General features: G+C 71.4%; 17 protein-coding genes. 8 read left to right on the forward strand and 9 right to left on the reverse strand.

What is annotated here, in order from left to right:
* The first annotated feature begins 102 nt into the window (after positions 1-102).
* Both pulA and ABD073_RS12910 read left to right on the forward strand, forming a co-directional pair.
* Entirely contained in the window at positions 103-2,793 is a 2,691-nt protein-coding gene (pulA, locus tag ABD073_RS12905) for a pullulanase-type alpha-1,6-glucosidase (protein WP_343875232.1), read from the forward strand.
* Complete coding sequence (locus ABD073_RS12910; protein WP_343875235.1) at positions 2,790-3,329, forward strand: 4'-phosphopantetheinyl transferase family protein; 540 nt, start codon at positions 2,790-2,792, stop codon at positions 3,327-3,329. The genes pulA and ABD073_RS12910 overlap by 4 nt, the downstream gene beginning before the upstream one ends.
* Here ABD073_RS12910 and ABD073_RS12915 read toward each other — a convergent pair.
* The 7 genes from ABD073_RS12915 to rpsO all read right to left on the reverse strand — a co-directional run bounded on the left by ABD073_RS12915 (position 3,286) and on the right by rpsO (position 15,612).
* Positions 3,286-4,608, reverse strand: coding sequence for a M1 family metallopeptidase (locus tag ABD073_RS12915; RefSeq protein WP_343875238.1), 1,323 nt, complete (start codon positions 4,606-4,608; stop codon positions 3,286-3,288). The genes ABD073_RS12910 and ABD073_RS12915 overlap by 44 nt on opposite strands.
* A gap of 50 nt (positions 4,609-4,658) precedes the next feature.
* Positions 4,659-8,537, reverse strand: a complete 3,879-nt coding sequence (locus ABD073_RS12920) for a Pls/PosA family non-ribosomal peptide synthetase (RefSeq protein ID WP_343875241.1) — start codon at positions 8,535-8,537, stop codon at positions 4,659-4,661.
* An 86-nt stretch (positions 8,538-8,623) separates the two neighbouring features.
* On the reverse strand, positions 8,624-9,430 hold the full coding sequence (locus tag ABD073_RS12925; RefSeq protein ID WP_343875243.1) for an amino acid ABC transporter ATP-binding protein: 807 nt from the start codon (positions 9,428-9,430) through the stop codon (positions 8,624-8,626).
* A complete protein-coding gene (locus tag ABD073_RS12930) occupies positions 9,427-10,911 on the reverse strand; it encodes an ABC transporter substrate-binding protein/permease (RefSeq protein ID WP_343875244.1) in 1,485 nt (494 codons plus the stop codon). The genes ABD073_RS12925 and ABD073_RS12930 overlap by 4 nt, the downstream gene beginning before the upstream one ends.
* Before the next feature lie 445 nt (positions 10,912-11,356).
* Complete coding sequence (locus ABD073_RS12935) at positions 11,357-12,631, reverse strand: M16 family metallopeptidase (protein WP_343875245.1); 1,275 nt, start codon at positions 12,629-12,631, stop codon at positions 11,357-11,359.
* Between the two features lie 75 nt (positions 12,632-12,706).
* On the reverse strand, positions 12,707-14,923 hold the full coding sequence (locus tag ABD073_RS12940) for a polyribonucleotide nucleotidyltransferase (RefSeq protein WP_343875246.1): 2,217 nt from the start codon (positions 14,921-14,923) through the stop codon (positions 12,707-12,709).
* Between the two features lie 425 nt (positions 14,924-15,348).
* Positions 15,349-15,612 (reverse strand): 30S ribosomal protein S15, encoded by a 264-nt coding sequence (gene rpsO, locus ABD073_RS12945; protein ID WP_386751327.1) that lies wholly within the window; start codon positions 15,610-15,612, stop codon positions 15,349-15,351.
* Between the two features lie 307 nt (positions 15,613-15,919).
* On the opposite strand from rpsO, the gene ABD073_RS12950 reads away from it, so the two are divergent.
* Complete coding sequence (locus ABD073_RS12950; protein ID WP_343875248.1) at positions 15,920-16,405, forward strand: GNAT family N-acetyltransferase; 486 nt, start codon at positions 15,920-15,922, stop codon at positions 16,403-16,405.
* Between the two features lie 88 nt (positions 16,406-16,493).
* Here the strand turns inward: ABD073_RS12950 and ABD073_RS12955 are convergent, their stop codons facing one another.
* Complete coding sequence (locus tag ABD073_RS12955; RefSeq protein ID WP_343875250.1) at positions 16,494-17,381, reverse strand: bifunctional riboflavin kinase/FAD synthetase; 888 nt, start codon at positions 17,379-17,381, stop codon at positions 16,494-16,496.
* Between the two features lie 119 nt (positions 17,382-17,500).
* Between ABD073_RS12955 and ABD073_RS12960 the strand changes: the two genes are divergently transcribed.
* Entirely contained in the window at positions 17,501-18,202 is a 702-nt protein-coding gene (locus ABD073_RS12960) for an AzlC family ABC transporter permease (RefSeq protein ID WP_343875252.1), read from the forward strand.
* Positions 18,199-18,513 (forward strand): AzlD domain-containing protein, encoded by a 315-nt coding sequence (locus ABD073_RS12965; RefSeq protein WP_343875254.1) that lies wholly within the window; start codon positions 18,199-18,201, stop codon positions 18,511-18,513. Before ABD073_RS12960 ends, ABD073_RS12965 begins: the two co-directional genes overlap by 4 nt.
* A 479-nt stretch (positions 18,514-18,992) precedes the next feature.
* On the opposite strand, the gene truB is transcribed toward ABD073_RS12965, so the two are convergent.
* Positions 18,993-19,883 (reverse strand): tRNA pseudouridine(55) synthase TruB, encoded by an 891-nt coding sequence (truB, locus tag ABD073_RS12970; RefSeq protein ID WP_343875257.1) that lies wholly within the window; start codon positions 19,881-19,883, stop codon positions 18,993-18,995.
* A gap of 124 nt (positions 19,884-20,007) precedes the next feature.
* Between truB and ABD073_RS12975 the strand changes: the two genes are divergently transcribed.
* The 3 genes from ABD073_RS12975 to ABD073_RS12985 all read left to right on the forward strand — a co-directional run bounded on the left by ABD073_RS12975 (position 20,008) and on the right by ABD073_RS12985 (position 23,731).
* Positions 20,008-21,372, forward strand: coding sequence for a sn-glycerol-1-phosphate dehydrogenase (locus tag ABD073_RS12975; RefSeq protein ID WP_343875259.1), 1,365 nt, complete (start codon positions 20,008-20,010; stop codon positions 21,370-21,372).
* Positions 21,373-21,692: 320 nt separating this feature from the next.
* A complete protein-coding gene (locus ABD073_RS12980; protein WP_343875260.1) occupies positions 21,693-22,133 on the forward strand; it encodes a DUF485 domain-containing protein in 441 nt (146 codons plus the stop codon).
* Entirely contained in the window at positions 22,130-23,731 is a 1,602-nt protein-coding gene (locus ABD073_RS12985; protein WP_343875262.1) for a solute symporter family protein, read from the forward strand. Before ABD073_RS12980 ends, ABD073_RS12985 begins: the two co-directional genes overlap by 4 nt.
* Positions 23,732-24,038: the final 307 nt, after the last annotated feature.

Consider the following 24,038-nt stretch of genomic DNA (forward strand, 5'->3'; position numbering starts at 1 on the left):
CCCGCACGTCGCGGGCGCCTGGGTCCACGGCCATTGAACCAAACCCGCGGTGGGCCCGGGGCCTGAGCGCGCCGCGCTGGGACGGCCACTATCCTTGCCGTCGTGCCCGCCACCAACGACGCCCCCGAGCACCCGTCCGCCATCGACCAGGCCCGCGCGGTCTTCGTGGACACCCGCACCCTGGTGGCACCGGCTCCCCCACCACGAAGGCGTACGGTGCGGACCAGTTGGCTGCTGCACTGGTCGGCCACGGCGAGCTGCCGCGTCGAGGGTGGCCAGGTGGTCGCCGAGGACCTGCAGAGCGTCGAGCTCGCCCCGGCCACCACCGGCCTGGACGCCCAGCAGCGCCAGCTGCACCCCGACCTGGTGGACATGGCGGTGCTGCGCCTGCCGCAGCAGTGGCGGCGCAGCGTGCCGGAGATGCTGACCGGCCAGCTGCTGCTGGCGCGCTGCGAGGACGGGGTGCTCAAGCAGCTCACCGGCGTACAGCTGGGCCCGGTGCTGGACGTGGTGCACGCCGGGGTGGCGCGCGACGACGAGCTGGGCGCGCGGTGCGTGGGCGAGTCGATCGAGGTGGCCCTCTGGGCGCCGACCGCCCAGCGCGTCACCTTGCTGCTCTGGCCGGCCGACGCCGGCCAGGCACCGCCGCCGGAGACGGCCCGGCGTCGGATGATGATGCGGGAGCGCCACGGCACCTGGCGGCTCAAGCTGGGCCGCGAGCACCTGGGCGCCCGCTACCAGTTCGAGGTGCAGGTCTACTCGCCGTTGACCCGACGGATCGAGACCAACCGGGTGACCGATCCCTGCTCGGCCGCCCTGACCCTGGACTCGCGCCGTTCGGTGCTGGTGGACCTGACCGACCCCGCAGCCATGCCCCCGGACTGGGCCTCCTCCTGGGGCCCGCACCTGGAGCGGCTGGTGGATGCCGCGGTCTACGAGCTGCACGTACGCGACTTCTCCATGGCCGACGACCTGGTGCCCGCCGAGCACCGCGGCAGCTACCTGGCCTTCACCCATGACGGTCGCGGAGCGCGCCACCTGCGCTCGCTGGCCCGCGCCGGGCTCAACACGGTGCACCTGCTGCCCTGCTTCGACGTGTGCAGCATCCCGGAGACCCACGCCCTGCCCGGCCCCGACGAGCAGCAGCTGTCCGCTCTGCCACCGGACAGCCACGCGCAGCAGCGCCTGGTGATGCAGGCCAGTTCCGAGGACCGTTACAACTGGGGCTACGACCCCTACCACTGGGGCGTCCCGGAGGGCTCCTATGCCTCCAGCGCCGAGGCCGCCGACGGCCTGGGGCGGGTGGACGAGTTCCGGGCGATGGTGCACGCTCTGCACGGCCTGGGCCTGCGGGTGGTGATGGACCAGGTCTTCACCCACACCGGAGCCTCCGGCCAGAGCCGCTTCAGCGTGCTGGACAGGATCGTGCCCGGCTACTACCACCGGCTCGACGAGCGCGGCCTGCCGCAGGCCTCCACCTGCATGAACAATGTGGCCACGGAGCGGGTGATGGCGGAGAAGCTGATGATCGACATGGTGCTGCGCTGGGTCCGCGACTACCACGTCGACGGCTTCCGCTTCGACCTGATGGGCCACTCCAGCGCCGAGAACATGGCCAACCTGCGCGACGCCCTGGACGCGCTCACCATGGAGCGCGACGGCGTCGACGGGCGCGGCATCTACCTCTACGGCGAGGGCTGGAACTTCGGCGAGGTGGCCGACAACGCTCTGTTCGTGCAGGCCACCCAGGGCCAGCTCGCCCACACCCGGATCGCCACCTTCAACGACCGGATCCGCGACGCGGTGCGCGGCGGGCGTCCCTTCGACGAGGACCCACGGCGCCAGGGCTTCGGCACCGGGCTGGCGGGTGACCCCAACGGCGCCCGGGTGAACCGTGGGGCCCAGCTGGGCGGCGTGACCGACCTGGTGATGCTGGGCCTGGCGGGCAACCTGGCCGACTACGAGCTGGCCTGCAGCGACGGTCAGCGGCGTCGCGGTGACCGGGTGGACTACTTCGGCAGGAACGCCGGCTATGCCAGCGAGCCGGTGGACGCGCTGAACTATGTCGACGCCCACGACAACGAGACGCTGTGGGATGCGCTCACCCTGAAGCTGCCGCCAGACCTGCCGATGAGCGAGCGGATCCGGATGAACAGCCTGTGCCTGGCCTGCGTGACGCTCGGCCAGTCACCCTTCCTGTGGCATGCCGGCGCGGACCTGCTGCGCTCCAAGTCGCTGGACCGCAACTCCTACGACTCCGGGGACTGGTTCAACCGGCTGGACTGGACCGGGGCGGACAACGGTTTCGGTCGGGGTCTTCCCCCGGCGCCGGACAACATGACCCGTTGGCCCTGGCTGCGTCCGCTGCTGCGACGAGCAGAGCTCAAGCCGTCGCCCGAGGACGTGGCCGAGGCCCGTGACCGGGCCCGTGACCTGCTGCGGCTGCGTCGGTCGACGGTGCTCTTCCGACTGGGCACCGCCGAGCGGATCCGCACCAAGCTCAACTTCCCGGTCTCCGGCACCGAGCACGCCCGCCCGGGTGTGATCGTGATGCACGTCGACGACCGGCGCGGGCACCGGCTCGACCCCGACCTGTTGGGGGTGGTGGCGGTCTTCAATGCCACCGGCCAGGCGGTGGCCCAGCCGCTGCCGGCGCTGGCCGGAGAACGGTTGGTGCTGAACCCGGTGCAGGCCAGGGGCGACGACGAGCTGGTCCGCCAGGCCCGCCACGACAACGGCCTGCTCATGGTGCCGGCGCGCACGGTGGTGGTCTTCAACCACCTGCCCGCATGAGCCGGACCCGCGTCTGGCTGCGCACCGGCCCGGCGGACGAGGCGCACCGGATGCTGCTGCAGCTGGCCGGCGAACTGGCCGGTGGCCGGCCACGGCTGGTGCACGCCTGCCCCCGCTGCGGCAGCGATGCCCACGGCCGCCCCGTCCTGCTCGGCACGGAGCGCCCAGCCCGCGTCAGCCTGGCCCGGGACCGGGACCAGGAGATCGCAGTGGTGGCGGTCAGCCTCACCGCCGCGGTGGGCGTCGACGTGGAGGCGACGGGTGCGGCGGACTTCCCCGGCTTCGCACAGGTGGCGCTGCACCCCTCGGAGCAGGCCGATGAGGTGGCCGAGCGGACCCGGCTGTGGGTGCGCAAGGAGGCGGCGCTCAAGGCCCGCGGGACGGGTCTGGCCCTCGATCCACGCAGCCTGGCGGTGCAGCAGGAGCTGGGCTGGCTGGTGGACGTGGACCTGGGGCCCGGCTGGAGCTGTGCGGTGGCCGTCGGTGAGGGGCTCAGCGGGACAGGACCGGGAGCGCCGGAAGTCGTCCTCGGTTGAGCCAGGCGTCCAGGGCCTCGGCCAGCGGCGCGGGGTCATCGGTGGCGAAGCCGAGGCAGTGCTCCACGAACATCTCGGTGGTGACCACACCCCCGGCATGGTCGGTGGCCCAGGCCTGCAGCATCCGGAAGAAGGACTCGTCGCCCAGGATCGCGCGCACGGCGTGCAGGGTGAGGGCCCCGCGCTTGTAGACGCGGTCGTCGAACATGTCGGGCATCCCGGGGGCGGTGAGCACCAGGTCCTGCTTCTGCTGCGCCAGCCCCGTGTGGTGGCGCGCGGCCTGGGCCTGCACGTCGAGCACATGGGGGTCGGTGGCGGCGCGGTGGTCGGCCCACAGCCATTCGGCGTAGCAGGCGAAGCCCTCGTGGAGCCAGATGTCGGCCAGCTGGTTCGCGGTGACGCTGTTGCCGAACCACTGGTGTGCCAGCTCGTGGGCCACCAGGCGCTCGTTGTCCCAGGTGGGCTGGGCGAAGTTGCGGCCGAAGGAGCTGAGGCCCTGGGCCTCCAGCGGGATCTCCAGCACGTCGTCGGCCACCACGGCGCGGTACTCGCCGAAGGGGTAGAGGCCGAAGAGGTCGACGAAGTGGCGCACCATCTCCGCCTGGTGCTCGAAGGCGGTGCCGGCGCCGACCGCCACCGCGGAGGGGTGGACGATCTGTACCGGGACCGGGCCGGGCAGGTCGGTGGTGACGTAGTGGCCCACCTGGACGGTGGCCAGGTAGGGCGCCATCGGGGCGTCCATCTCGTAGACCCAACGGGTGGTGCCGCCGTGACGCTGCTTCGAGGTCAGGCTGCCATTGGCGACGACGTGGTAGCCCGCCGCCACGTCCAGCTGGATCCGATAGCTCGCCTTGTCCGCGGGGTCGTCATTGCAGGGGAACCAGCCGGGGGCTCCTTGGGGCTGCGAGCCCACCAGCACGCCGTCGGTGAGCTCCTCCCAGCCGGCGGCGCCGTGGACGCCGGGCACCGGACGCGGCTTGCCGGAGCAGTGCACGGTGACCTCGATCCGCTCCCCCGCCCTGCGGGAGCGCAGCTCCACCTGCAGCTTGTGGTTGCGGGTGCGGAAGCGGGCCGCCGAGCCGTCGACGAGCACCTTGGAGACCTGCAGCCGGTAGAGGTCCAGCTCGAGCTGCTTGAGGTCGGTCAACAGCTCGACGTCGAGCACGGCCACCTCGTCGAGGCGGTTCGTGGTGACCTTGTAGCCCAGCCGCAGGTCGTAGTGGCGCACGCGGTAGCGGTCGTCGCCATGTCCGGGTAGGTACGGATCCGGCGCGGCCATCTGGGTCTCCTCGTGCTCGTGTGGTGGGCGGGCCAACAGCCTAGGCCCCCTCAGTCCTCCCACGGACCAATGGGATTGCCGATCCAGCGGGTCTTGTCCGGGACCGACTCGCCGCGCATCACCAGCGAGACCGGCCCGACGGTGGCGTGCTCGCCCAGGGTGGAGGCGGGCAGGATCACCGAATTGGGGCCCAGCGTGGCGCCGCGACCCAGGGTGACGGTGTCCATGGACAGCACCCGGTCGTGGAAGAGGTGGGTCTGCACCACACACCCCTTGTTGACCGTCGCACCCTGCGCCAGGTGGATCAGGTCGTGCTCGGGAAGCCAGTAGGTCTCGCACCACACACCGCGCCCGATCCTGGCGCCCATGCTGCGGAAGTAGAGGTTGAGCAGCGGGGTGCCGGGGATCCATCGCAGCAGCCAGGGCACGGCGACGGATTCGACGAAGGTGTCGGCCAGTTCCCCGCGCCAGACGAAGCTCGACCACAGCGGGTGCTCCGAGGGCCTCCAGCGGCCCACCAGCAGCCACTTGGCGGCCACCGCGAAGCCGACCGCCACGGCACCACAGGCCAGCAGCACCGCACCGCCGGCCAGCGCGGCGGCCCACCAGCCGATCCGGTGGGCCAGCCAGAGCAGGGCGGCAGCGCCGACCAGGTGGATGGCCAGATGGGTCAGCAGGGCCAGCACGCGACAGCTCTCGACGATGCCACGGGCGATGCGCAGCCTGCGGGGCGGGGCGTAGGTGCGCTCGGCGTCGCCGGCGTTCTCGACGCGGCGCAGCTTCTCCGGCGGGGAGCCCACCCAGGAGGCGCCCGCCTTGGCCTTCGCGCGCCGTGGGGCGGCCGAGAGCACCGCCACCAGGGAGCGCTTGGGGACCTTGCGTCCGGGGGCCGCCATGCCGGAGTTGCCGACGAAGGCACCCTTGCCGATCTTCACCCGCTCGATGCGCAGCCAGCCACCGCCCAGCTCGTAGCCTCCGATCAGGGTGTCGTCGGCCAGGAAGGCGCCGGCCCCCACGGTGGTCATGGAGGGGATCATCAGCACGGTGGAGGCCTCGGCGTCCTTGCCCATGTCCGCGCCCAGGGCGCGCAGCCAGCCGGTGGTGGCAGCCCCGGCGTAGAGCGGGAAGAGCCAGGTGCGGGCCTCGTCCATCAGGCGCATCGTGGCCCAGGCCTGCAGCGCCTGGCGGCCCTGCACCGGGTGGTGGCCGGGACGAAGCCCCAGGCCGAGCAGCCGGATCCAGGCCCAGACCATCACCACCAGGGCGGCATAGCCGACCAGGCCGGCCAGCGGCAGCCACAGTGCGGCGGTGCGCAGCGCGGCGGCCAGGGTGGTGCTGGCTGAGAGCGCCGGCCAGGCGACGGCGGCACCGACCAGGACCGCCAGCACCGGCAGCAGCGAGATCCCGGTGCCGGTGAGGCCGTAGAGCCAGGTCCAGTGCTGGCGGGCCGGTGGCCGCGCCTCCCAGGGGCCGCGGGCCTGCCCGATCCGTACCGCCGGGGAACCGGACCAGTGCTCGCCAGCCGGCACCTTGCCGAAGACGGCCGAGCCCGGGGAGATCTCCGCCCCGGCACCCACCCGGGCGCCGCCCACCAGGGTGGAGCGGGCACCGATCCGGGCCTCGCGTCCCACCGTGACGTGACCCAGGTGGAGGGTGGCGCCGTCGATCCAGTGGCCGGACAGGTCCACCTCGGACTCGATGGAGCAGCCGTCGCCCAGTGCCAGGTGGCCGGTGATCGGCGGCATGGCGTGCAGGTCGATGCCGCGACCCACGTCGCAGCCGAGCAGGCGGGCATACCAGCGCACCAGTCCGGCGCCGGAGATCAGGCCGGCACCCAGCTCGTCGGCGACCCGTTCGGCCAGCCAGACCCGCAGGTGCACCTTGCCGCCGCGGGGGTACTCCCCCGGCTCGATGCCGCGCAGGATGATCCGGGCGGCCAGCGCACTGAGCGCCAGCCGGCCGGGCGGCAGCACCAGCAGGGCCCAGGCCAGGGCCAGCATCCACCACGGCGCGACGGGCAGGGCGGTCACCGGGAGCGACCAGCCCAGCTCCGCCGCGAGCCGGCAGCCCAGCGCCAGCCAGAAGAGCCAGCGCAGTCCGCTGATGGTCCGCAGGCCCAGCAGGGCGGCGAGCTGACCGGCCTGGGTCTTGTGGGGCACGGGGTGGACCGTCTCGTTCAGCCGACCCGAGGGAGAGGTCTGTGCGTCGAACCATCCGGCGAAGTCACCGATGGCGGGATGCTCGTAGACGTCGGCGACGGTCACGCTGGGATTGCGCTCGCGCACCCGGGCGACGATCTGTGCCGCGGTCAGCGAGCCGCCGCCCAGGGTGAAGAAGTCCTCGTCGGGCATGGTGGGCCGGCTGCCCAGCACGTCGCGCCAGATGCCGGCCACCCAGCGGCCGGTCTCGGTGAGGTCGGAGTCGCCACCCTCGGCATCGGGCAGCGGCCAGGGCAGGGCGTCACGGTCGATCTTGCCGCTGGTGCGGGTGGGCAGGTCGTCGACGACGGCCAGCCGCGGCACCAGCGCGGCGGGCATGTCGGCGCGCAGCCGTGCCAGGCCGGCGGCCCTGTCGAAGCTCTCGTCGACGGTGAGGTAGCCGACGATCAGCGCATTGCCGCTCGCCGTCCTGCGGACCGCGGCGGCGGCGCCCTGGACACCGGGCAGCTGGAGCAGGGCGGAGTCGATCTCGCCCAGCTCGATGCGGCGTCCGCCCACCTTGACCTGGTCGTCGGCGCGGCCGCGGAAGAGCAGGCCGGCGGGGTCGTTCACGACGACGTCGCCGGAGCGGTAGGCGCGTTCCCAGCCCAGGCTGGGCATCGGGGCGTACTTCTCGGCGTCCTTGTCCGGGTCCAGGTAGCGGGCCAGGCCGACGCCGCCGATGATCAGCTCGCCCTGTTCCCCTTCCGCGACGGGGCGACCCTCGGCGTCGACGACGGCCAGGTCCCAGCCGTCGAGCGGCAGGCCGATCCGCACCGGCGCGGTGCCGTCGAGCTGCGCGGCACAGGCGACGACGGTGGCCTCGGTGGGCCCGTAGGTGTTCCACACCTCGCGGGTGGCGGTGGCGAAGCGGGCGCCCAGCTCCGGTGGGCAGGCCTCGCCGCCGACGATCAGCAGCCGCACCCGGTCCATCGCCTCGGTGGGCCACAGGCTGACCAGGGTGGGGACGGTGGAGACGATCGTGATCCGGTTGGCCACCAGCCACGGCCCCAGGTCCACGCCGGACTTCACCAGGCTGCGGGGTGCGGGCACCAGGCAGGCGCCGTGCGCCCAGGCCAGCCACATCTCCTCGCAGCTGGCGTCGAAGGCGACGCTGAGCCCGGCCATCACCCGGTCGCCGGGACCCAGGGGCGAGGCCTGCAGGAAGAGCCGGGACTCGGCGTCGACGAAGGCGGCGGCGCTGCGGTGGCTGACGGCCACGCCCTTGGGCTTGCCGGTGGAGCCGGAGGTGAAGATCACCCAGCAGTCGTCGGTCAGTCCGGGTTCGGTGACCTGTTGCGGGGCGCGCGGGGAGGCCAGCCGGCTGGTGAGGACCAGGTCGGTGCCGATGACGGCGGCGGCCGCGGACTCCTCGAAGACGGTGCGGGCCCGCTCGTCGGGATCGTCGGCGTCCACCGGCACGTAGGCGGCTCCCGCCAGCAGGATGCCCATGATGGCGACGTAGAGGTCCGCGGTGCCCGAGGGGACCCGCACGCCGACCTTGTCCCCGCGGCCGATGCCCAGCGCTGCCAGCTCGGCGGCCACCTCCCCGGCGGCCTCGGCGAACTCGTCATAGGTGAGCACCTGCCCGCCGGCGTCCAGTGCCGGCTGGTCGCCGCAGCGCTCGCAGACCTCGTCGAAGACCTCCACCAGGGTGCGCGGGGACGGCGCGCGCCGACCCGCCAGCAGCGGGTCGGCGACGGTCGACGAGGGAGGTTCTGCGGGAATCACCTGCCGGAGTATGCCCTGCTCAGGTGAACAATCCGCCACGACAGGCCAACGGCCGAGATGACACCGTCCGGGCCGCTCGGGCCGGCTCAGGCCAGCGGGTCGAGGATGCGCCGCAGGAAGGCCTGGGTGCGCGGTTCGCGGGGATGGTCCAGCACCTCGGCCGGGTCGCCCTGCTCCACCACCACGCCGCCATCCATGAAGACCACCCGGTCGGCCACGTCGCGCGCGAAGCGCACCTCGTGGGTGACCACCAGCATGGTGCGGCCCTCGGCGGCCAGGGCGCGCATCACGCCCAGCACCTCGCCCACCAGCTCCGGATCGAGCGCGCTTGTGGGCTCGTCGAAGAGCAGCAGGTCGGGGCGCAGGGCCAGCGCCCGCGCGATGCCGACGCGCTGCTGCTGGCCTCCCGAGAGCTGGTTGGGGTACTTGTGCGCCTGGTCGGCCAGCCCCACCTTGGCGAGCAGGTCACGACCGGTGGCCTCGGCGGTGGCCGCGTCGACGCCCTGCACCACCACCAGTCCCTCGGTGACGTTCTGCAGGGCGGTGCGGTGGGGGAACAGGTTGTGCTGCTGGAAGACCATGCCGCTGCGGGCGCGCAGGGCGGTCACCTGGCGGCTGGACTCTCCCACCGCATGGCCGTGGCGGCCGCGGCGCAGGCCGGCGAAGTCCACCTCCACGTCGGAGATCCGCACCCTGCCGGAGTCGGGCAGGTCGAGCGCATTGAGCGAACGCAGGATGGTGGTCTTGCCCGAGCCGGAGGGGCCGAGCAGGACGGTGACGGTGCCTGGCTGGATGGCCAGGTCGATGCCCTGGAGCACCTGGAGGTCGCCGAAGGACTTGCGTAGCTCGTGCACCTCCACGAGCGCTCGGGCGGTGGTCGTGGATTCGGTCATCGGGCCACATGCCTTCCGAGTCGGTTCTCGAGGCTGGTCTGGATGGTGCTCAGCACCAGGCAGATGCCCCAGTAGATGAGGGCGGCGACGCCGTAGAGCTCCAGGAAGGCGCCGCTGGGGGCGGCCGCGATCTGGGCCCGACGGAACATCTCGGTCACCAGGATGCTGGAGGCCAGCGAGGTGTCCTTGACCAGCGAGATCAGGGTGTTCGACAGCGGCGGCACGGCCACCCGGCCGGCCTGCGGCAGGATCACGCGACGCAGGGCGGTGGCGCGGTCCATGCCGATGGTGCTGGCCGCCTCCCACTGGCCCTGCGGCACCGAGAGGATCGCGGAGCGGATGATCTCGGCGGCATAGGCCGCCACGTTCAGGCTGAAGGCGATCACGGCGGCGGGCCAGGGGCTCAGCCGCAGCCCGAGCTGGGGCAGGCCGAAGAAGATCAGGAAGAGCTGCACCAGCAGCGGCGTGCCCCGGAAGAGGCTGACGAAGGCGCGCGCCGGCCATTCCAGCAGCCGGTTGGCCGAGAGCCGCGCCAGGGCCACCAGCAGGGCGAGCACCAGGCCCAGCAGGAAGCTGATGGCAGCCAGCGGGATGGTGGCGGTGACCACGGCCTTGAGCATCGGGCCGATGTTCTGCCCGATCACGGTCCAGGTGGACGGTGCGGTGGCCTCGACGCCGAAGTAGCGGTCGTAGATGGTCTTGGCGGTGCCGTCGGACTCCATCGTGGAGATGATCTCGTCCACCGGACCCGTGATCCCGGCGCCCTTCTTGGTGGCGAAGACGCTCTCGGAGACGTCGGGGGTCTCCGCGACGATCTTGAGCCCCGAGTCAGGGTGGGTGCTCAGGAAGTTGCGCACCGCCAGCTCGTCATTGACCAGGGCGTCGACGCGGCCCTGGGTGACCAGGTCGGCCGCCTTGTCCATGGCGTCGACGGCCACCACCTGGGCACCGTAGCGCTTGGCCACCGCGGCCCAGCTGGAGGTGATGTTCTGCGCCGAGGAGCGTCCCTTGAGGTCCTCCAGCTTCGTGATGCGCGAGTCGTCATCCTTGACCACGACGACGCCGCGGGTGGTGACATAGGGCCTGGTCAGGTCGTACCGGGCGGCGCGCTCCGGGTTCTTGGTGACCTGGTTGGCGATGATGTCGATCCGGCCGGAGTCCAGGGCGGCGAACATCGAGTCCCACGGGGTCTCGACGTACTCCACCTCCACGCCGAGGCGTCGGGCCACCTCGTCGAAGTAGTCGATGTCGTAGCCGGTGAGCTTGCTGCCCTGGTGGAAGCTGAAGGGCGGGTAGACGCCCTCGGTGCCCACCCGCAGGGTGCTGGGCAGCTCGGCCGGGCGTGGGGCGGGCGGCGGTGCGGCCAGGGCGGCGCCGCCCGCGCCGGGCAGGGCCAGCACCAGGGTCACCAGGGCCAGCAGTGCCGCCCAGGCCGCCCGTGCGCGGCTCCTCGACCCGGCAGGGGGTGGGGTCTGCGTCATGCGCGAAGACTAGGTGGCTGGCCGGCGTGCTTCCCCACCATGTCAGGAATCGGACGCGGTGCTCAGCCGACCCGCGCCTGGTCATTCGCCGGGGCTGGAGCTCCCCTCCTCGCTCGGGTAGTGGGCTCTGGCTGCGGGACCGCTCGCCACGTCGCGCTGCAGAACCCACGTCGCGCCACAAGAGACCACCTCGCGCTGCTGAAATCCACCACGCGCCACAAGAGACCACCTCGCGCCTGAAGAGCAACCTTGCGCCCTGCATTACGCGCGCAACGTTGCATTCCGGGCGCGACGTGACATACGGAGCGCAACGTCACCCATGGGCGCGGGATGCCAGCCGGGGCGAGGTGACAGGCCGGGCGCGACGTCACGCGTCGGGCGCGAGGGCACATTCCGGACGCGATGTCGCATGCCGGGGCCACGGATCATTCCCGGCGCCGTGCCCTCAGCCGACGGAATTCCAGTGCTCCCGGAGCCGGTGCGCCGCGCCACGCGGGGCGGCCGCCCCCGCCATGCTGACCACGGGCGGCTGGGCCAGCACCTCGCGGGCCAGGGCGTTGACCTGGTCCAGGGTGACGGCACGGAAGGCGTCGAGCATCTCGTCGAGGCTGCGGGTCTCCCCCGCCAGTTCCGCCGCGCCCAGCCGGCTCATCCGGGAACCGGGGTTCTCGTAGTGCAGGATGCTCTGCCCCACCAGCTGGCCCTTGGCGGCCTCCAGCTCGTCGGCGGTGATGCCCTGGTCGCGGACCTCGCCGACGATGCGGACCACCACGTCCATGATCTCGGCCGTCCGCTCGGGCAGGGCCTGCCAGTCGATGGTCAGCAGCCCGGCATCGCTCCAGGCCGACTCGGAGCAGTCGATGGTGTAGGCCAGCGCCCGTCGCTCGCGCACCTCCAGGAAGAGCCGTGAGCTCATCCCACCGCCCAGCGCGACGGCCAGCAGCGCCAGCGCCTCGCGACGCGGGTCCAGGGTGCCGAAGGTCTCGAAGCCCAGCACCACGGAGGTCTGGGAGAGGTCATTGCTCCGCAACCGCACCGGCCGCCGGACCGCAGGACGCGCCGGCTCCCGTGGTGCCGGGGAGTCACCGGCCAGCGCCGCGTCGAAGCCGGCCAGCTCGGCGCACAGCTTGTCGTGGTCCACCTCGCCCACCGCGGCCACCACGATCCGGCCGCTGGCGTAACTGCGTCGCCAGTAGTCACGCACGCGCTGGGTGCTCATCCGGCGGATCGAGGTGGACGAGCCGATCACCGTCGGCGCCAACGTGGTGCCGTCGAAGAGGGCGGCGATGGCCCCCTCGATGGCCACCTCGGAGGGGTCGTCGTCGTGCATGGCGATCTCGTCCAGGATCACCTCGCGCTCGATTCCCAGGTCTGCCGACCTCACCAGTGAGCGGGAGAGCATGTCGGTCAGCACGTCGAGCGCGGTGCCGGACTGGTCCGCGAGCACCCGGGCATGGAAGCAGGTGTACTCGCGGGTGGTGTAGGCATTCAGGTCCCCGCCGAAGCGCTCGACGACCGCGGAGATCTCCTCCGCGGTACGGCTGGGGGTGCCCTTGAAGAGCACGTGCTCCAGGAAGTGGCTGGCACCGTGCTCGCCGGGGCCCTCGTCGCGGGAGCCGACGCCGACGAAGATGCCGACGTTGAAGGCGCGGGCACCGGGGACGTGCTCGGTGACCACGCGCACCCCGTGGGGCAGGGTGCTTCGTCGGGTGGGGTTCATGGAATCCTTCGGGAATGGCCACGGCCACGCCACCCGGGGGTGGCGTGGCCGTGAGGGTGTCTCAGGCGAGCGTGATCACTCGGCCGCGGGGGCCTCAGCCTCGTCGGCCTTGGCCTCCTCGGTGACGGGGATGAGCGAGAGCTTGCCGCGCTCGTCCACCTCGTTGATCTCCACCTGCAGCTTCTGGCCGACGCTCAGCACGTCCTCGACGGCCTCGACGCGCTGGTTGTTGTTCAGCGGCTTCATCTTGCTGATGTGCAGCAGGCCGTCCTTGCCGGGCAGCAGGGAGATGAAGGCACCGAAGGCGGTCAGCTTGACGACCGTGCCCAGGTAGCGCTCCCCCTTCTCCGGCATGGTCGGGTTGGCGATGCCGTTGATCATCGAGCGAGCAGCCTCGGCGGAGGTGCCGTTGTCGGCGCCGATGTAGATGGTGCCGTCGTCCTCGATCGAGATGTCCGCACCGGTCTCGTCCTGGATCTGGTGGATCATCTTGCCCTTCGGGCCGATGACCTCGCCGATCTTGTCGACGGGGATCTTCACCGTGATGATCCGGGGAGCGTACTGGCTCATCTCGTCCGGGCCGTCGATGGCCTCGCCCATGACCTCGAGGAGGGTGTGGCGGGCCTCGCGGGCCTGCAGCAGCGCACCGGCCAGCACGTCGGCGGGGATGCCGTTGAGCTTGGTGTCGAGCTGCAGGGCGGTGACGAACTCGCTGGTGCCGGCCACCTTGAAGTCCATGTCACCCAGGGCGTCCTCCGCGCCGAGGATGTCGGTGAGGGCCACGTAGCGGACCTCTCCGTCGATCTCCTCGCTCATCAGGCCCATGGCGATGCCGGCGACGGGGGCCTTGAGCGGCACACCGGCGTTCAGCAGGCTCATGGTGGAGGCGCAGACCGAGCCCATCGAGGTGGAGCCATTGGAGCCCAGCGCCTCGGAGACCTGGCGGATCGCGTAGGGGAACTCCTCGTGGGTGGGCAGCACGGGCACCAGGGCGCGCTCGGCGAGCGCGCCGTGGCCGATCTCACGGCGCTTGGGCGAACCCACGCGGCCGGTCTCACCGGTGGAGTACGGCGGGAAGTTGTAGTTGTGCATGTAGCGCTTGGACGTCTCGGGGTTGAGGGTGTCCAGCTTCTGCTCCATGCCCAGCATGTTCAGGGTGGAGACGCCCAGGATCTGGGTCTCGCCACGCTGGAACAGGGCCGAGCCGTGCACGCGGGGCAGGACGCCGACCTCGGCGGACAGGGTGCGGATGTCGCGCACGCCGCGGCCGTCGATGCGGACCTGCTCGGTGAGGGTGCGGTGACGCACGATCTTCTTGGTCAGTGCCTTGAAGGCAGCGCTGAGCTGGCCCTCACGGCCGGCGAAGGCCTCGGCATTGTCCTCGGTGAGGCGCTGGCGCAGGGCGTGGGTGGCGTCGTCGCGCTCCTGCTTGCCGGCGATCTGCATGGCCTTGGCCAGCTCGTCGGAGACCGACTGCACGGCCTCCCAGGCGTCATCCTCGTACTCCTTGAAGACCGGGAAGTCGTAGGTCTCCTTGGGCATCTGGCTGGCCAGCTCCACCTGCGCATCGCACAGCGCCTTGATGAAGGGCTTGGAGGCCTCGAGGCCCTGGGCCACGACCTCCTCGGTGGGGGCGGTGCGACCGGAGCGCACCAGCTCCCAGGTGGCCTCGGTGGACTCGGCCTCGACCATCATGATGGCGACGTCGCCGTCGCTCAGCACGCGGCCGGCCACCACCATGGCGAAGGTGGCGTCCTTGAGCTGCTCCACGGTGGGGAAGCAGACCCACTGCTTGTCGATCAGCGCGACGCGCACGCCACCGATCGGGCCGCTGAAGGGCAGGCCGGCGATCTGGGTGGACATGGAGGCGGCGTTGATGGCCACGACGTCGTAGTAGACCTCGGGGTTGAGGGCCATGACGGTGACGACCACCTGGACCTCGTTGCGCAGGCCCTTGACGAAGGACGGACGCAGCGGACGGTCGATCAGGCGGCAGGCCAGGATGGCGCCCTCGCTGGGGCGGCCCTCGCGGCGGAAGAAGGAGCCGGGGATGCGGCCCGCGGCGTACATGCGCTCCTCGACGTCCACCGTCAGCGGGAAGAAGTCGATGGACTCGCGCGGGGTCTTCTGGGCGGTGGTGGCGCTCAGCAGCATGGTGTCGCCGTCCAGGTAGACGGCGGCGGAGCCGTCGGCCTGCTGGGCCAGCACGCCGGCCTCGAAACGGACGGTGTGCTTGCCGAAGGAGCCATTGTCGATGACGGCTTCGGCGAACTTCAGGTCGGGTCCCTCCACGGGGACTCCTTTCTCTTGTGCGGGCAACACCCACACCCATCGACAGTGTCTGCCCCTGCGGGGCGCGGACGGGTCCGGGACGCTCTCGTCCCGGGACAAGGGCCCGATGGCCCTGCTGTCGGCCGGCCATCTGCCGGTCTTCGATCGAGGCTCACGGGGCGGCTGCGTCGGTGACGCACGACCCGAGAACCACTACCGAGGACCAGACGAGCATGGTCGCGGTCTGGGTGGTGCCTGCGTGGTACGGAAGATTCTGTTGTCGGCCCACGGCTGCGGGCCACCTCCACCATACCTGCCACAGCCGACAAAGGTGACGAACCGGTGCTCGGGCGTGGGAGGGGCAGGCGGGGACGGCAGAGGGGGAGCGACCCGAAGGCCACTCCCCCTCTGTCCCGCGACGAGCCGCCAGGCGCGCCGGGCTGCGATCAGCGACGCAGGCCCAGGCGGGCGATGAGCTCGCGGTAGTGCTCGATGTCGTTCTTGGCGACGTAGTTGAGCAGACGGCGGCGCTGGCCGACCATCAGCATCAGGCCGCGACGGCTGTGGTGGTCACCCTTGTGCTGCTTCAGGTGCTCGGTGAGGTGCGAGATGCGCTTGCTGAGCAGCGCGATCTGCACGTCGGGAGAGCCGGTGTCGCCAGGAGCGGTCGCGTACTCTTCGATGATCTTCTTCTTCTCGGCAGCGTCCATGACGATGCTCCTTCCGGTTTCCCGTTGCGCGGCGCCCCCGGCCTGAGGCCTGCACGTCCGGTGCATGGGGGCTCTTTGGGAGCCGCGGCCGATCTAACGGCAACGCCCCACCCTAGCAGTCCGGCCGCACCCCGGCCCAATCGAGCCGGTCCCACCGCGACCGTCGCGCAGCCCCCGACGGCGTCTCAGCGAAAGATCGGTTCACCCGCTGTTTCCCCTGTGGTGCTTGACTGAGGCCCGTCGACGCCAGCACTGTGTGTCACCGAATCCCGCACGGGCCGTCGACCTCACGCTGAAGGAGCACTACATGAGCAGCAATGTCACCGTCCGTCGGGCGGAGCAGGCAGACCTGGAGAACCTGCGCAGCAATGAGCCGCGCCCCGAGCAGAAGCTGGCCGACAAGCGCTTCGAGGAGATGACCGCAGGTACCGGCATCCTCGCCGTCGCCGAGGTGGACGGGCAGCTCGCCGGCAGCGGTTACCTGGACTTCGTCGACGCCGAACTGCAGCCCGAGGTGAAGAACCTGTGGGTCTACCCCGCCTTCCGCCGGCAGGGCGCCGGCCAGGCGCTGTGGACCTGGCTCGAGGAGCAGGCCCGCGAGGCCGGCCACACCGAGGTCTTCCTGGCGGTGGACCCCAACAACTCCAAGGCACTGCCGCTGTTCGTCAACCTGGGCTACTCCGCCACCGGCGACCACCTGATGGTGGACGACCCCGACACCCACCAGGTGGTGGATCCCGAGCAGGTGAGCAACCACTACGCGATCTACCGCAAGAGCCTCACCATGAACTGACCTCGCAGAGTGCGCAGCAGTGCCCGGACCCCATGTGGGGTGCCGGGCACTGTTCGTTGCGGGAGCGTCGTGGCGCCGGGGGCGCGACTCAGGCGAGCAGCTCACGGGTGCGGGCGACGTCGGCCTCCATCTGCTCCACCAGCGCGTCGATGCCGGTGAAGGTGATCTGGCCGCGCAGCCGGGCCACGAAGTCCACCGCGATCTGGTGGCCGTAGAGCTCCAGGTCGGTGCGGTCGAGCACATAGCTCTCCACCCGGCGCTCCAGGCCCTGGAAGGTGGGATTGCTGCCCACGCTGATGGCGGCGGGCATCGGGCCGGCGCCCGGCTCGTCGAGCACGGTCAGCCAGCCGGCGTAGACCCCGTCGGCGGGCACGGCCATGTCGGGCGGGACGGGCAGATTGGCGGTCGGGAAGCCCAGTTCGCGGCCGCGCTGGTCACCCACCACGACGACGCCGCGCACCCGGAAGGTACGGCCCAGGTGGCGGGCGGCCAGTTCCACCTCGCCGCTGTCCAGGGCGGTGCGGATCAGCGTGGAGCAGGTCTTCTCGCCCTCCACTGCGACCAGGCCCATGGCCTCCACCTGGAAGCGGCCCTGCCCCAGCTCGCGCAGGGTCTCGACGGTGCCGGTGGCGCGGTAGCCGAAGCGGAAGTTCTCCCCCACCACGACGTGGGCGGGGCGCAGCGGCAGCAGGATGCGCTCCACGAACTCGGCCGGGCTCCAGGTGGAGGTGTCGCGGGTGAACTGCACCACGCGCACCTCCGCGGCACCAGCGGCCTTGAGGAGCCGGATCCGGTCATTGAGGCCGGTCAGCAGGCGCGGCGCCTGCTCCGGGCGCAGCACGCGCATCGGGTGGGGCCAGAAGGTCACCACCACCAGCGGCAGCTCGGGCGCCAGCGACTGGGCGTGGGCCAGCACCTCGGCGTGCCCGGTGTGCACCCCGTCGAAGTTGCCGATCACCACCACGGACTCGTCCACCACGTCCTGCCTTCCTGCTCCCCCATCGGGCGCGAGGGACACTCTATGCGCCACCGTCGGATTCGCCAGCTGGACCCTGCCGGGACGGCCGCCGGAGCCGCCCTAGGCTGGCGTGCACCATGAGCGACACCCCCACCTCGGTCCCGACGGCCCAGGCCTCCCCGGCCCTGCGGATGGCGCTGGGCGTCTCGGTGGCCACCGGCCTGTACGGCATCTCCTTCGGGGCGCTGGGCACGGCCGCGGGGCTGAGCGTGCTGCAGACCCACCTGCTCAGCCTGCTGATGTTCACCGGCGGCTCCCAGTTCGCCTTCGTCGGCGCGCTGGGCGGCGGCGGGGCCGCGGCGCTGGTCTCCGCCAGTCTGCTGGGCATCCGCAACATGGTCTACGGCGCGCAGATGAATGCCATGTTCGCGCCACGGGGGGCGCGCCGCTTCCTGCAGGCGCACGTGACCGTCGACGAGTCGGTGGCCACCGCGGTGGGCCAGTCCGAGCCTGCGGAGCAGGCGCGCGGCTTCTGGGGCGCAGGGTTGGGGGTCTTCACCTGCTGGAACCTGATGACCCTGGTGGGTGCCCTGCTGGGCACCGCCCTGGGCGACCCGAAGGTCTGGGGGCTGGACGGCGCCGCGGCGGCGGCCTTCCTCGGGCTGTTGTGGCCCCGGCTGCACAACCGCGAGACGCTGGCCATCGGCGTCGCCGCCGCCTTCGTCACGCTGGCCCTGGTGCCCGCACTGCCCCAGGGGATCCCCTTGCTGGTGGCGGCCGTGGTGGCCGCGGTCGTGGCCCTGGTGCTGGGCCGGCGGGGCATCGAGGATGCCCGATGAGTGGCATCTGGCCGTGGCTGCTGGCGGCCTGCCTGCTGGCCTACCTGACCAAGCTGGCGGGCTACCTGGTACCCACCCGCCTCCTGGAGAACCCGCGCGTGGTGACCATCACCTCGGCCATGACGATCGGCCTGCTCAGCTCGCTGGTGATGCTCAACGCGGTCGGCGAGGGACAGCGGCTGGTGCTCGACGCCCGGCTGGTGGCCCTGGTGGTGGCGGCGGTGGCCCTGTGGCGGCGCGTGCCCTTCCTGGGCGTGGTGCTGCTGGGTGCGGCTGCCGCGGCCCTGGCCCGCCTGGCCGGGATGCCCTGACCGGAACGTGCTTGCGGGCCTTGCCTGCCAGGTGTGCCTCGCCGGTGCGCCCGCGGGGCCTCGTCGCCAGCTGCCTCCCGTCACGGCCGCCGATGTCACATCACGGCCGAAACCTCACGTCGCGGCCGGTAGCACCGCATCGCCCCTGTTGGAACAGGGGCGATGCCGCTGGAACAGGGGCGATGACGCACTCCGGGCCGCGATGCGAGCCGGCCCTGGGGGAACGCGCGTCGTTCGCGTCGCCGGGTGGATCCTGCCTCACGGCCGCCACCGCCGCGCCACGGCCGCCGACGTCGCATCGCGGCGGAAACCTTCACGTCACGGCCGGTAACACCGCATCGCCCCTGTTGGAACAGGGGCGATTCCGCACTCCGGGCCGTGATGTGAGTCGAGCCCGGGGAACGCGGGGGCTGGCTCGTGGTGCCGGTCTGCCCAGGTGCCGGGTGGCTCGGCTGCAAAACCGACGGGCCCAGGACCCCTCAGGCGAGCACGGCCACCGGGCGCGCCAGGTCGGGCACCTCGTTGTCGGGACGGTAGAGGGCGAGCAGCTCGCCGGCCGGCGAGAGCACCCCGGTGGGATTGGACGGCACCGTCACCCCACGCAGGCTGCGTCCGAAGGCGACGTGGCCGGCCTGCTCCTCGTCGAGCTGGACCACCGGGAAGCTGAGCCGGGCCGCCTCGGCCATGGGGAGCAGTTCGGGCCGCTCGTCGGACTCCAGGTCCACCACGGGCAGGTCGGTGAGGTTGTAGCCGCCGATCCGGGTGCGGCGCAGCGCCGTGAGATGGCCACCGACCCCCAGCACCTCGCCCAGGTCGCGCGCCAGGGCGCGGATGTAGGTGCCCGAGGAGCACTCCACCTCCACGTCGACGTCGCAGAAGCCGTCGGCCTGGCGCACCGCCAGCACCTCGTAGTGGCTGACGGTCACCTCGCGGCTCTTCAGCTCCACCTGCTCGCCCTCGCGGACCAGCTTGTAGGCGCGCTGGCCGTTGACCTTGATGGCGCTGACCTGGCTCGGCCGCTGCTGGATGGTGCCGCGGAAGGCCGGGAGCTGCTGCTCCACCAGCTCGCGGGTGAGCGCCGAGGCGTCCGCGCCCCCGGTGGGCTCGCCCTCCGCGTCGTCGGTGGTGGTGGAGCCGCCCAGCCGGATGGTGGCCTCGTAGCGCTTGTCGTGCAGCGCCAGGTGCCCCAGCAGCCGGGTGGCACGGTTCACCCCCACCAGCAGCACGCCGGTGGCCATCGGGTCCAGGGTGCCGGCATGGCCCACCTTGCGGGTGCCCATCAGGCGGCGCACCCGGCCCACCACCTGGTGCGAGGTCCAGCCCTGGGGCTTGTCGCAGATCAGCAGGCCGGAGTCGGTGGAGGCAGTCATGCACCCATCGTCCCAGATCACCCCCGGGGGCCCTGTCATCGCGCACGGCAGGGGTCATAGGGTCGGAGGAGCAGGGGCCCGACGGGCTCGCACACCACAGCCCCGCCGGGGCGAGGAGGTCACGATGGGAATCGTCGAACAGGCACTGGCCGCGGCCGATCAGACCGATGCCGTGAGCGTGGGACGAGGGGTGCTGGCCGACAGCGGCCGGCTGCTGCGCGAGACGCTGTGCGGCCCGACCGAGCCGCGCGCGGTGGTCCTGGTGGCCGACGACAACACCTGGTCCGCCTGCGGCGAGGAGGTGCGCGACAGCCTGCAGCGGGCCGGCGTGCCGCTGGCCGAGCCGATGGTCTTCCCGGGCCGCCCGGCCCCCTATGCCAGCCTGGACAATGCCCGCTCGATCGCGGACCACCTGCGCAGCCAGGACGTGGCCACCAGCTCCCCGGTGGTGCCGGTCTGCATCGGTGCCGGAACCCTCAACGACCTGGTCAAGCTCGCCGCCCACGACCTCGACCGCCGCTATGCCGTGGTGGGCACAGCCGCCTCGATGGACGGCTACACCGGCGCGGGCGCGCCGATCAGCGACGACGGCGTGAAGGTCACCATCAACTGCACCGCACCGCAGGTGGTGGTCTTCGACCTGGACGTCGCGGCCCAGGCCCCGGCCGAGATGGTGGCCGGCGGCTATGGCGACCTGTCCGCGAAGATCCCGGGCGGCGCCGACTGGATCCTGGCCGACGCCGCGGGCGTCGAGGCCGTCGACGAGGACGTCTGGGAGCTGGTGCAGTCAGGGGTGCGCGAGGCGCTGGCACAGCCGGCGGCGCTCGCGGCCGGACAGGCCGAGGCCTACGAGGGACTGGTGCAGGGCCTGGTGCTCTCCGGGCTGGCGATGCAGGCCTATGGCGGCACCCGCCCCGCCTCGGGCGCCGAGCACTACTTCAGCCACATCTGGGAGCTGGAGCACCTGGGCGCGGACCGCACTCCCCCGCTCAGCCATGGCTTCAAGGTGGCCATCGGCACCCTGGCCATGCTCGCCTTCTACGAGCGCTTCATGGCCCGCGACCTGGCCTCGCTCGACATCGAGGCGGCCGTGGCCGCCTGGCCTGCCTGGAGCGACGTCGAGGCCGACATCCGTCGCACCTTCTCCGGCGCCCTGGCCGAGCACGCCGTGGCCGAGACCAAGGTCAAGTACGTCGAGCCCGACAAGCTGCGCGAGCGGCTGCAGCGCCTGGTCGCGTCCTGGCCCGAGACCCGGCGACGCCTGGCGGACCAGCTGGTGGACGCCCGCGAGTTCGCGGCCATGCTGCGCCAGGCCGGCGCCCCGAGCCGCCCCGAGGACATCGGCCTGGACGCCGAGGCGGTGCGCGCCACCTTCCCGAAGGCGATGTACTACCGCTCCCGCTACACCGTGCTCGACGTGGCGCGGGAGGCGGGCTGGTACGACGAGCTGGTGGCCGAGACCTTCGCCCCCGGCGGCCTGTGGAGCTGAGCAGCCCCTCAGGACAGCATGCCGTGCCACGGCCCCGGTCGGATCGACCGGGGCCGCGCCATGCCGGTTGAGGACAGTCCTCACGGCTTTCGGGATTTTTCCCCAAAGGGCTTGTGCATGGATTCACAACATGTCACTCTCTTGACATCGAGAGGTTCGGGCAGCGCAGCCCACGACCCTCGAGAGCGCCCGACCACCACGACCCGTCCGGGTCCGAGCCCGCGGCCACGTCGCCCTGCGACCGCGCCACGTCCCTGCCCCTCCACCAGCCGACTACGCCAGCCGGATGCTGGCGCACACCCTGATCCAGGAGCACCGCCATGTCACACCACCACGAGCCGCACGACGCGGCCCACCGCCACACCGACGAGGAGGTGGAGGCGCACCTGCCCAAGGAGCACTGGCCGCTGCCCGAACTGAGCCAGGTGGGCCCCGAGCACCCGGCCGACGGCATCGACTTCACCGCCGCCAAGGCCTCCGACGAGTACCGCGAGCTGCGCACCTCCTTCACCAGCTTCGCCTTCCCGATGGTGGCCACCTTCGTGGGCCTCTACTTCGTCTTCGTCCTGATGGCCGTCTATGCCCCCACCCTGATGGCACGACGCGTCGTCGGCTTCGTGAACATCGGCATCCTGTTCGGCCTGCTCAACTTCCTCACCACCTACTTCGTGACCTGGGCCTATGTCCGTCACGCCAACAACAACCTCGACCCCCGTTCGTCGGCGCTGCGCGACCGGCTGGAGAAGGAGGCCGTCCGATGAGGATCCTGGAGACCGTCGGCAATCCCGTCCTGAACATCTCGATCTTCGCCCTGTTCGTCGTGGCCACCATGGCCGTCGTCATCAAGGTGACCCGCGACTCCGCCAAGAAGTCCACCGACTTCTACACCGGCGGCGCCGCCTTCTCCGGCCGCCAGAACGGCCTGGCCATCACCGGTGACTACCTCTCGGCGGCCGCCTTCCTGGGCGTCACCGGGGCCATCGCCCTCAACGGCTTCGACGGCTTCCTCTACTCGGTGGGCTTCTTCGTCGCCTGGATCATCGCCCTGCTGCTGGTGGCCGAGCCGCTTCGCAACACCGGCAAGTACACGATGGCCGACGTGATGAGCTTCCGGATGAACCAGAAGCCGGTGCGCACCGCGGCCGCGGCGAGCACCCTGACCATCTCCTTCGTCTACCTGCTTGCCCAGATGGCCGGTGCCGGCGGCCTGGTGGCCCTGCTGCTGGGCATCTCGTCGAAGAACGGGCAGAGCCTGGTGATCGCCCTGGTGGGCATCATCATGATCGTCTACGTCCTGATCGGCGGCATGAAGGGCACCACCTGGGTGCAGATGATCAAGGCCGTCCTGCTGGTCAGCGGCGCCGCCATCATGTTCTGCTGGGTGATGGCGCAGAAGGGCTTCAACCTCTCGCGACTCTTCGGCGACGCGGTGGCCATCCACCCCAAGGGGGACCTGATCATGCAGCCGATGCTGCAGTACGGCGCCACCGAGTGGACCAAGCTCTCCTTCGTCTCGCTGGCCCTGGCCCTGGTGGCCGGCCCCTCCGGCCTGCCCCACGTGCTGATGCGCTTCTACACCGTCCCGACGGCCAAGGACGCCCGCAAGTCGGCGGTGTGGACCATCGCCCTGGTGGGCATCTTCTTCATCTTCACCCTGGTGCTCGGCTACGGCGCCGCAGCCCTGGTGGGCGCCGAGAAGATCAGCAAGGCCCCCGGTGGCGCCAATGCCGCCGCTCCCCTGCTGGCCCACCACCTGGGTGGCTCGGTCTTCATGGCCATCATCTCCGGCGTCGCCTTCGCCACGATCCTGGCGGTGGTCGCCGGCTTGACCATCACCGCCTCGGCCTCCTTCGCCCACGACATCTACAACAACGTGCTCAAGGACGGCCAGGTGGACCCGGCCGACGAGGTGCGGGTGGCGCGGATCACCTCCATCACCATCGGCATCCTCGCCGTGGTGGGCGGCATCTTCGCCAACGGCCAGAACATCGCCTTCCTGATCTCGTTGGCCTTCGGCGTGGCGGCCTCGGCCAACCTGCCGGCCATCCTCTACACGATGTACTGGAGCCGCTTCAACACCCGCGGCGCCGTCTGGTCCATCTACGCCGGCCTGGTCTCCGCCGTCCTGCTGATCGTCTTCTCGCCGGCCATCTCGGGCGACCCGAAGGCCTTCTTCCCCGGCGCGGACTTCGCCTTCTTCCCGCTCACCAACCCGACGATCATCAGCCTCCCGCTGGCCTTCCTCGCGGGCCTGGTGGGCACCCTCACCTCGCGCGAGCCCGCCGACGCCGAACTGCAGGCCGAGATGGAGGTCCGTTCCATGACCGGCATCGGCGCCGAGGGGGCCATCGCGCACTAGTTGTAGGGCAAGGGGGGCGACCCCCTTGAACCCCCAAGTACTCGCGCGCACCGCTGCTCGCAGGCTCGCAGCTGCGCTCGTGACAGGAAGGAGGGCAAGGGGGGCGACCCGCTTCGAGCGACTCTGGAGCGAGTCACCACCCGAACCCCCGACCACTCGCGCGCACCGCTGCTCACAGGCTCGCAGCTGCGCTCGTGACAGGAAGGAGGGCAAGGGGGGCGACCCGCTTCGAGCGACTCTGGAGCGAGTCACCACCCGAACCCCCGACCACTCGCAACACAAGGACAACCGGGGAGCAACGTCCACG

This window comes from Luteococcus peritonei (assembly GCF_039526385.1).
In the GTDB taxonomy this organism is placed as follows: domain Bacteria; phylum Actinomycetota; class Actinomycetes; order Propionibacteriales; family Propionibacteriaceae; genus Luteococcus; species Luteococcus peritonei.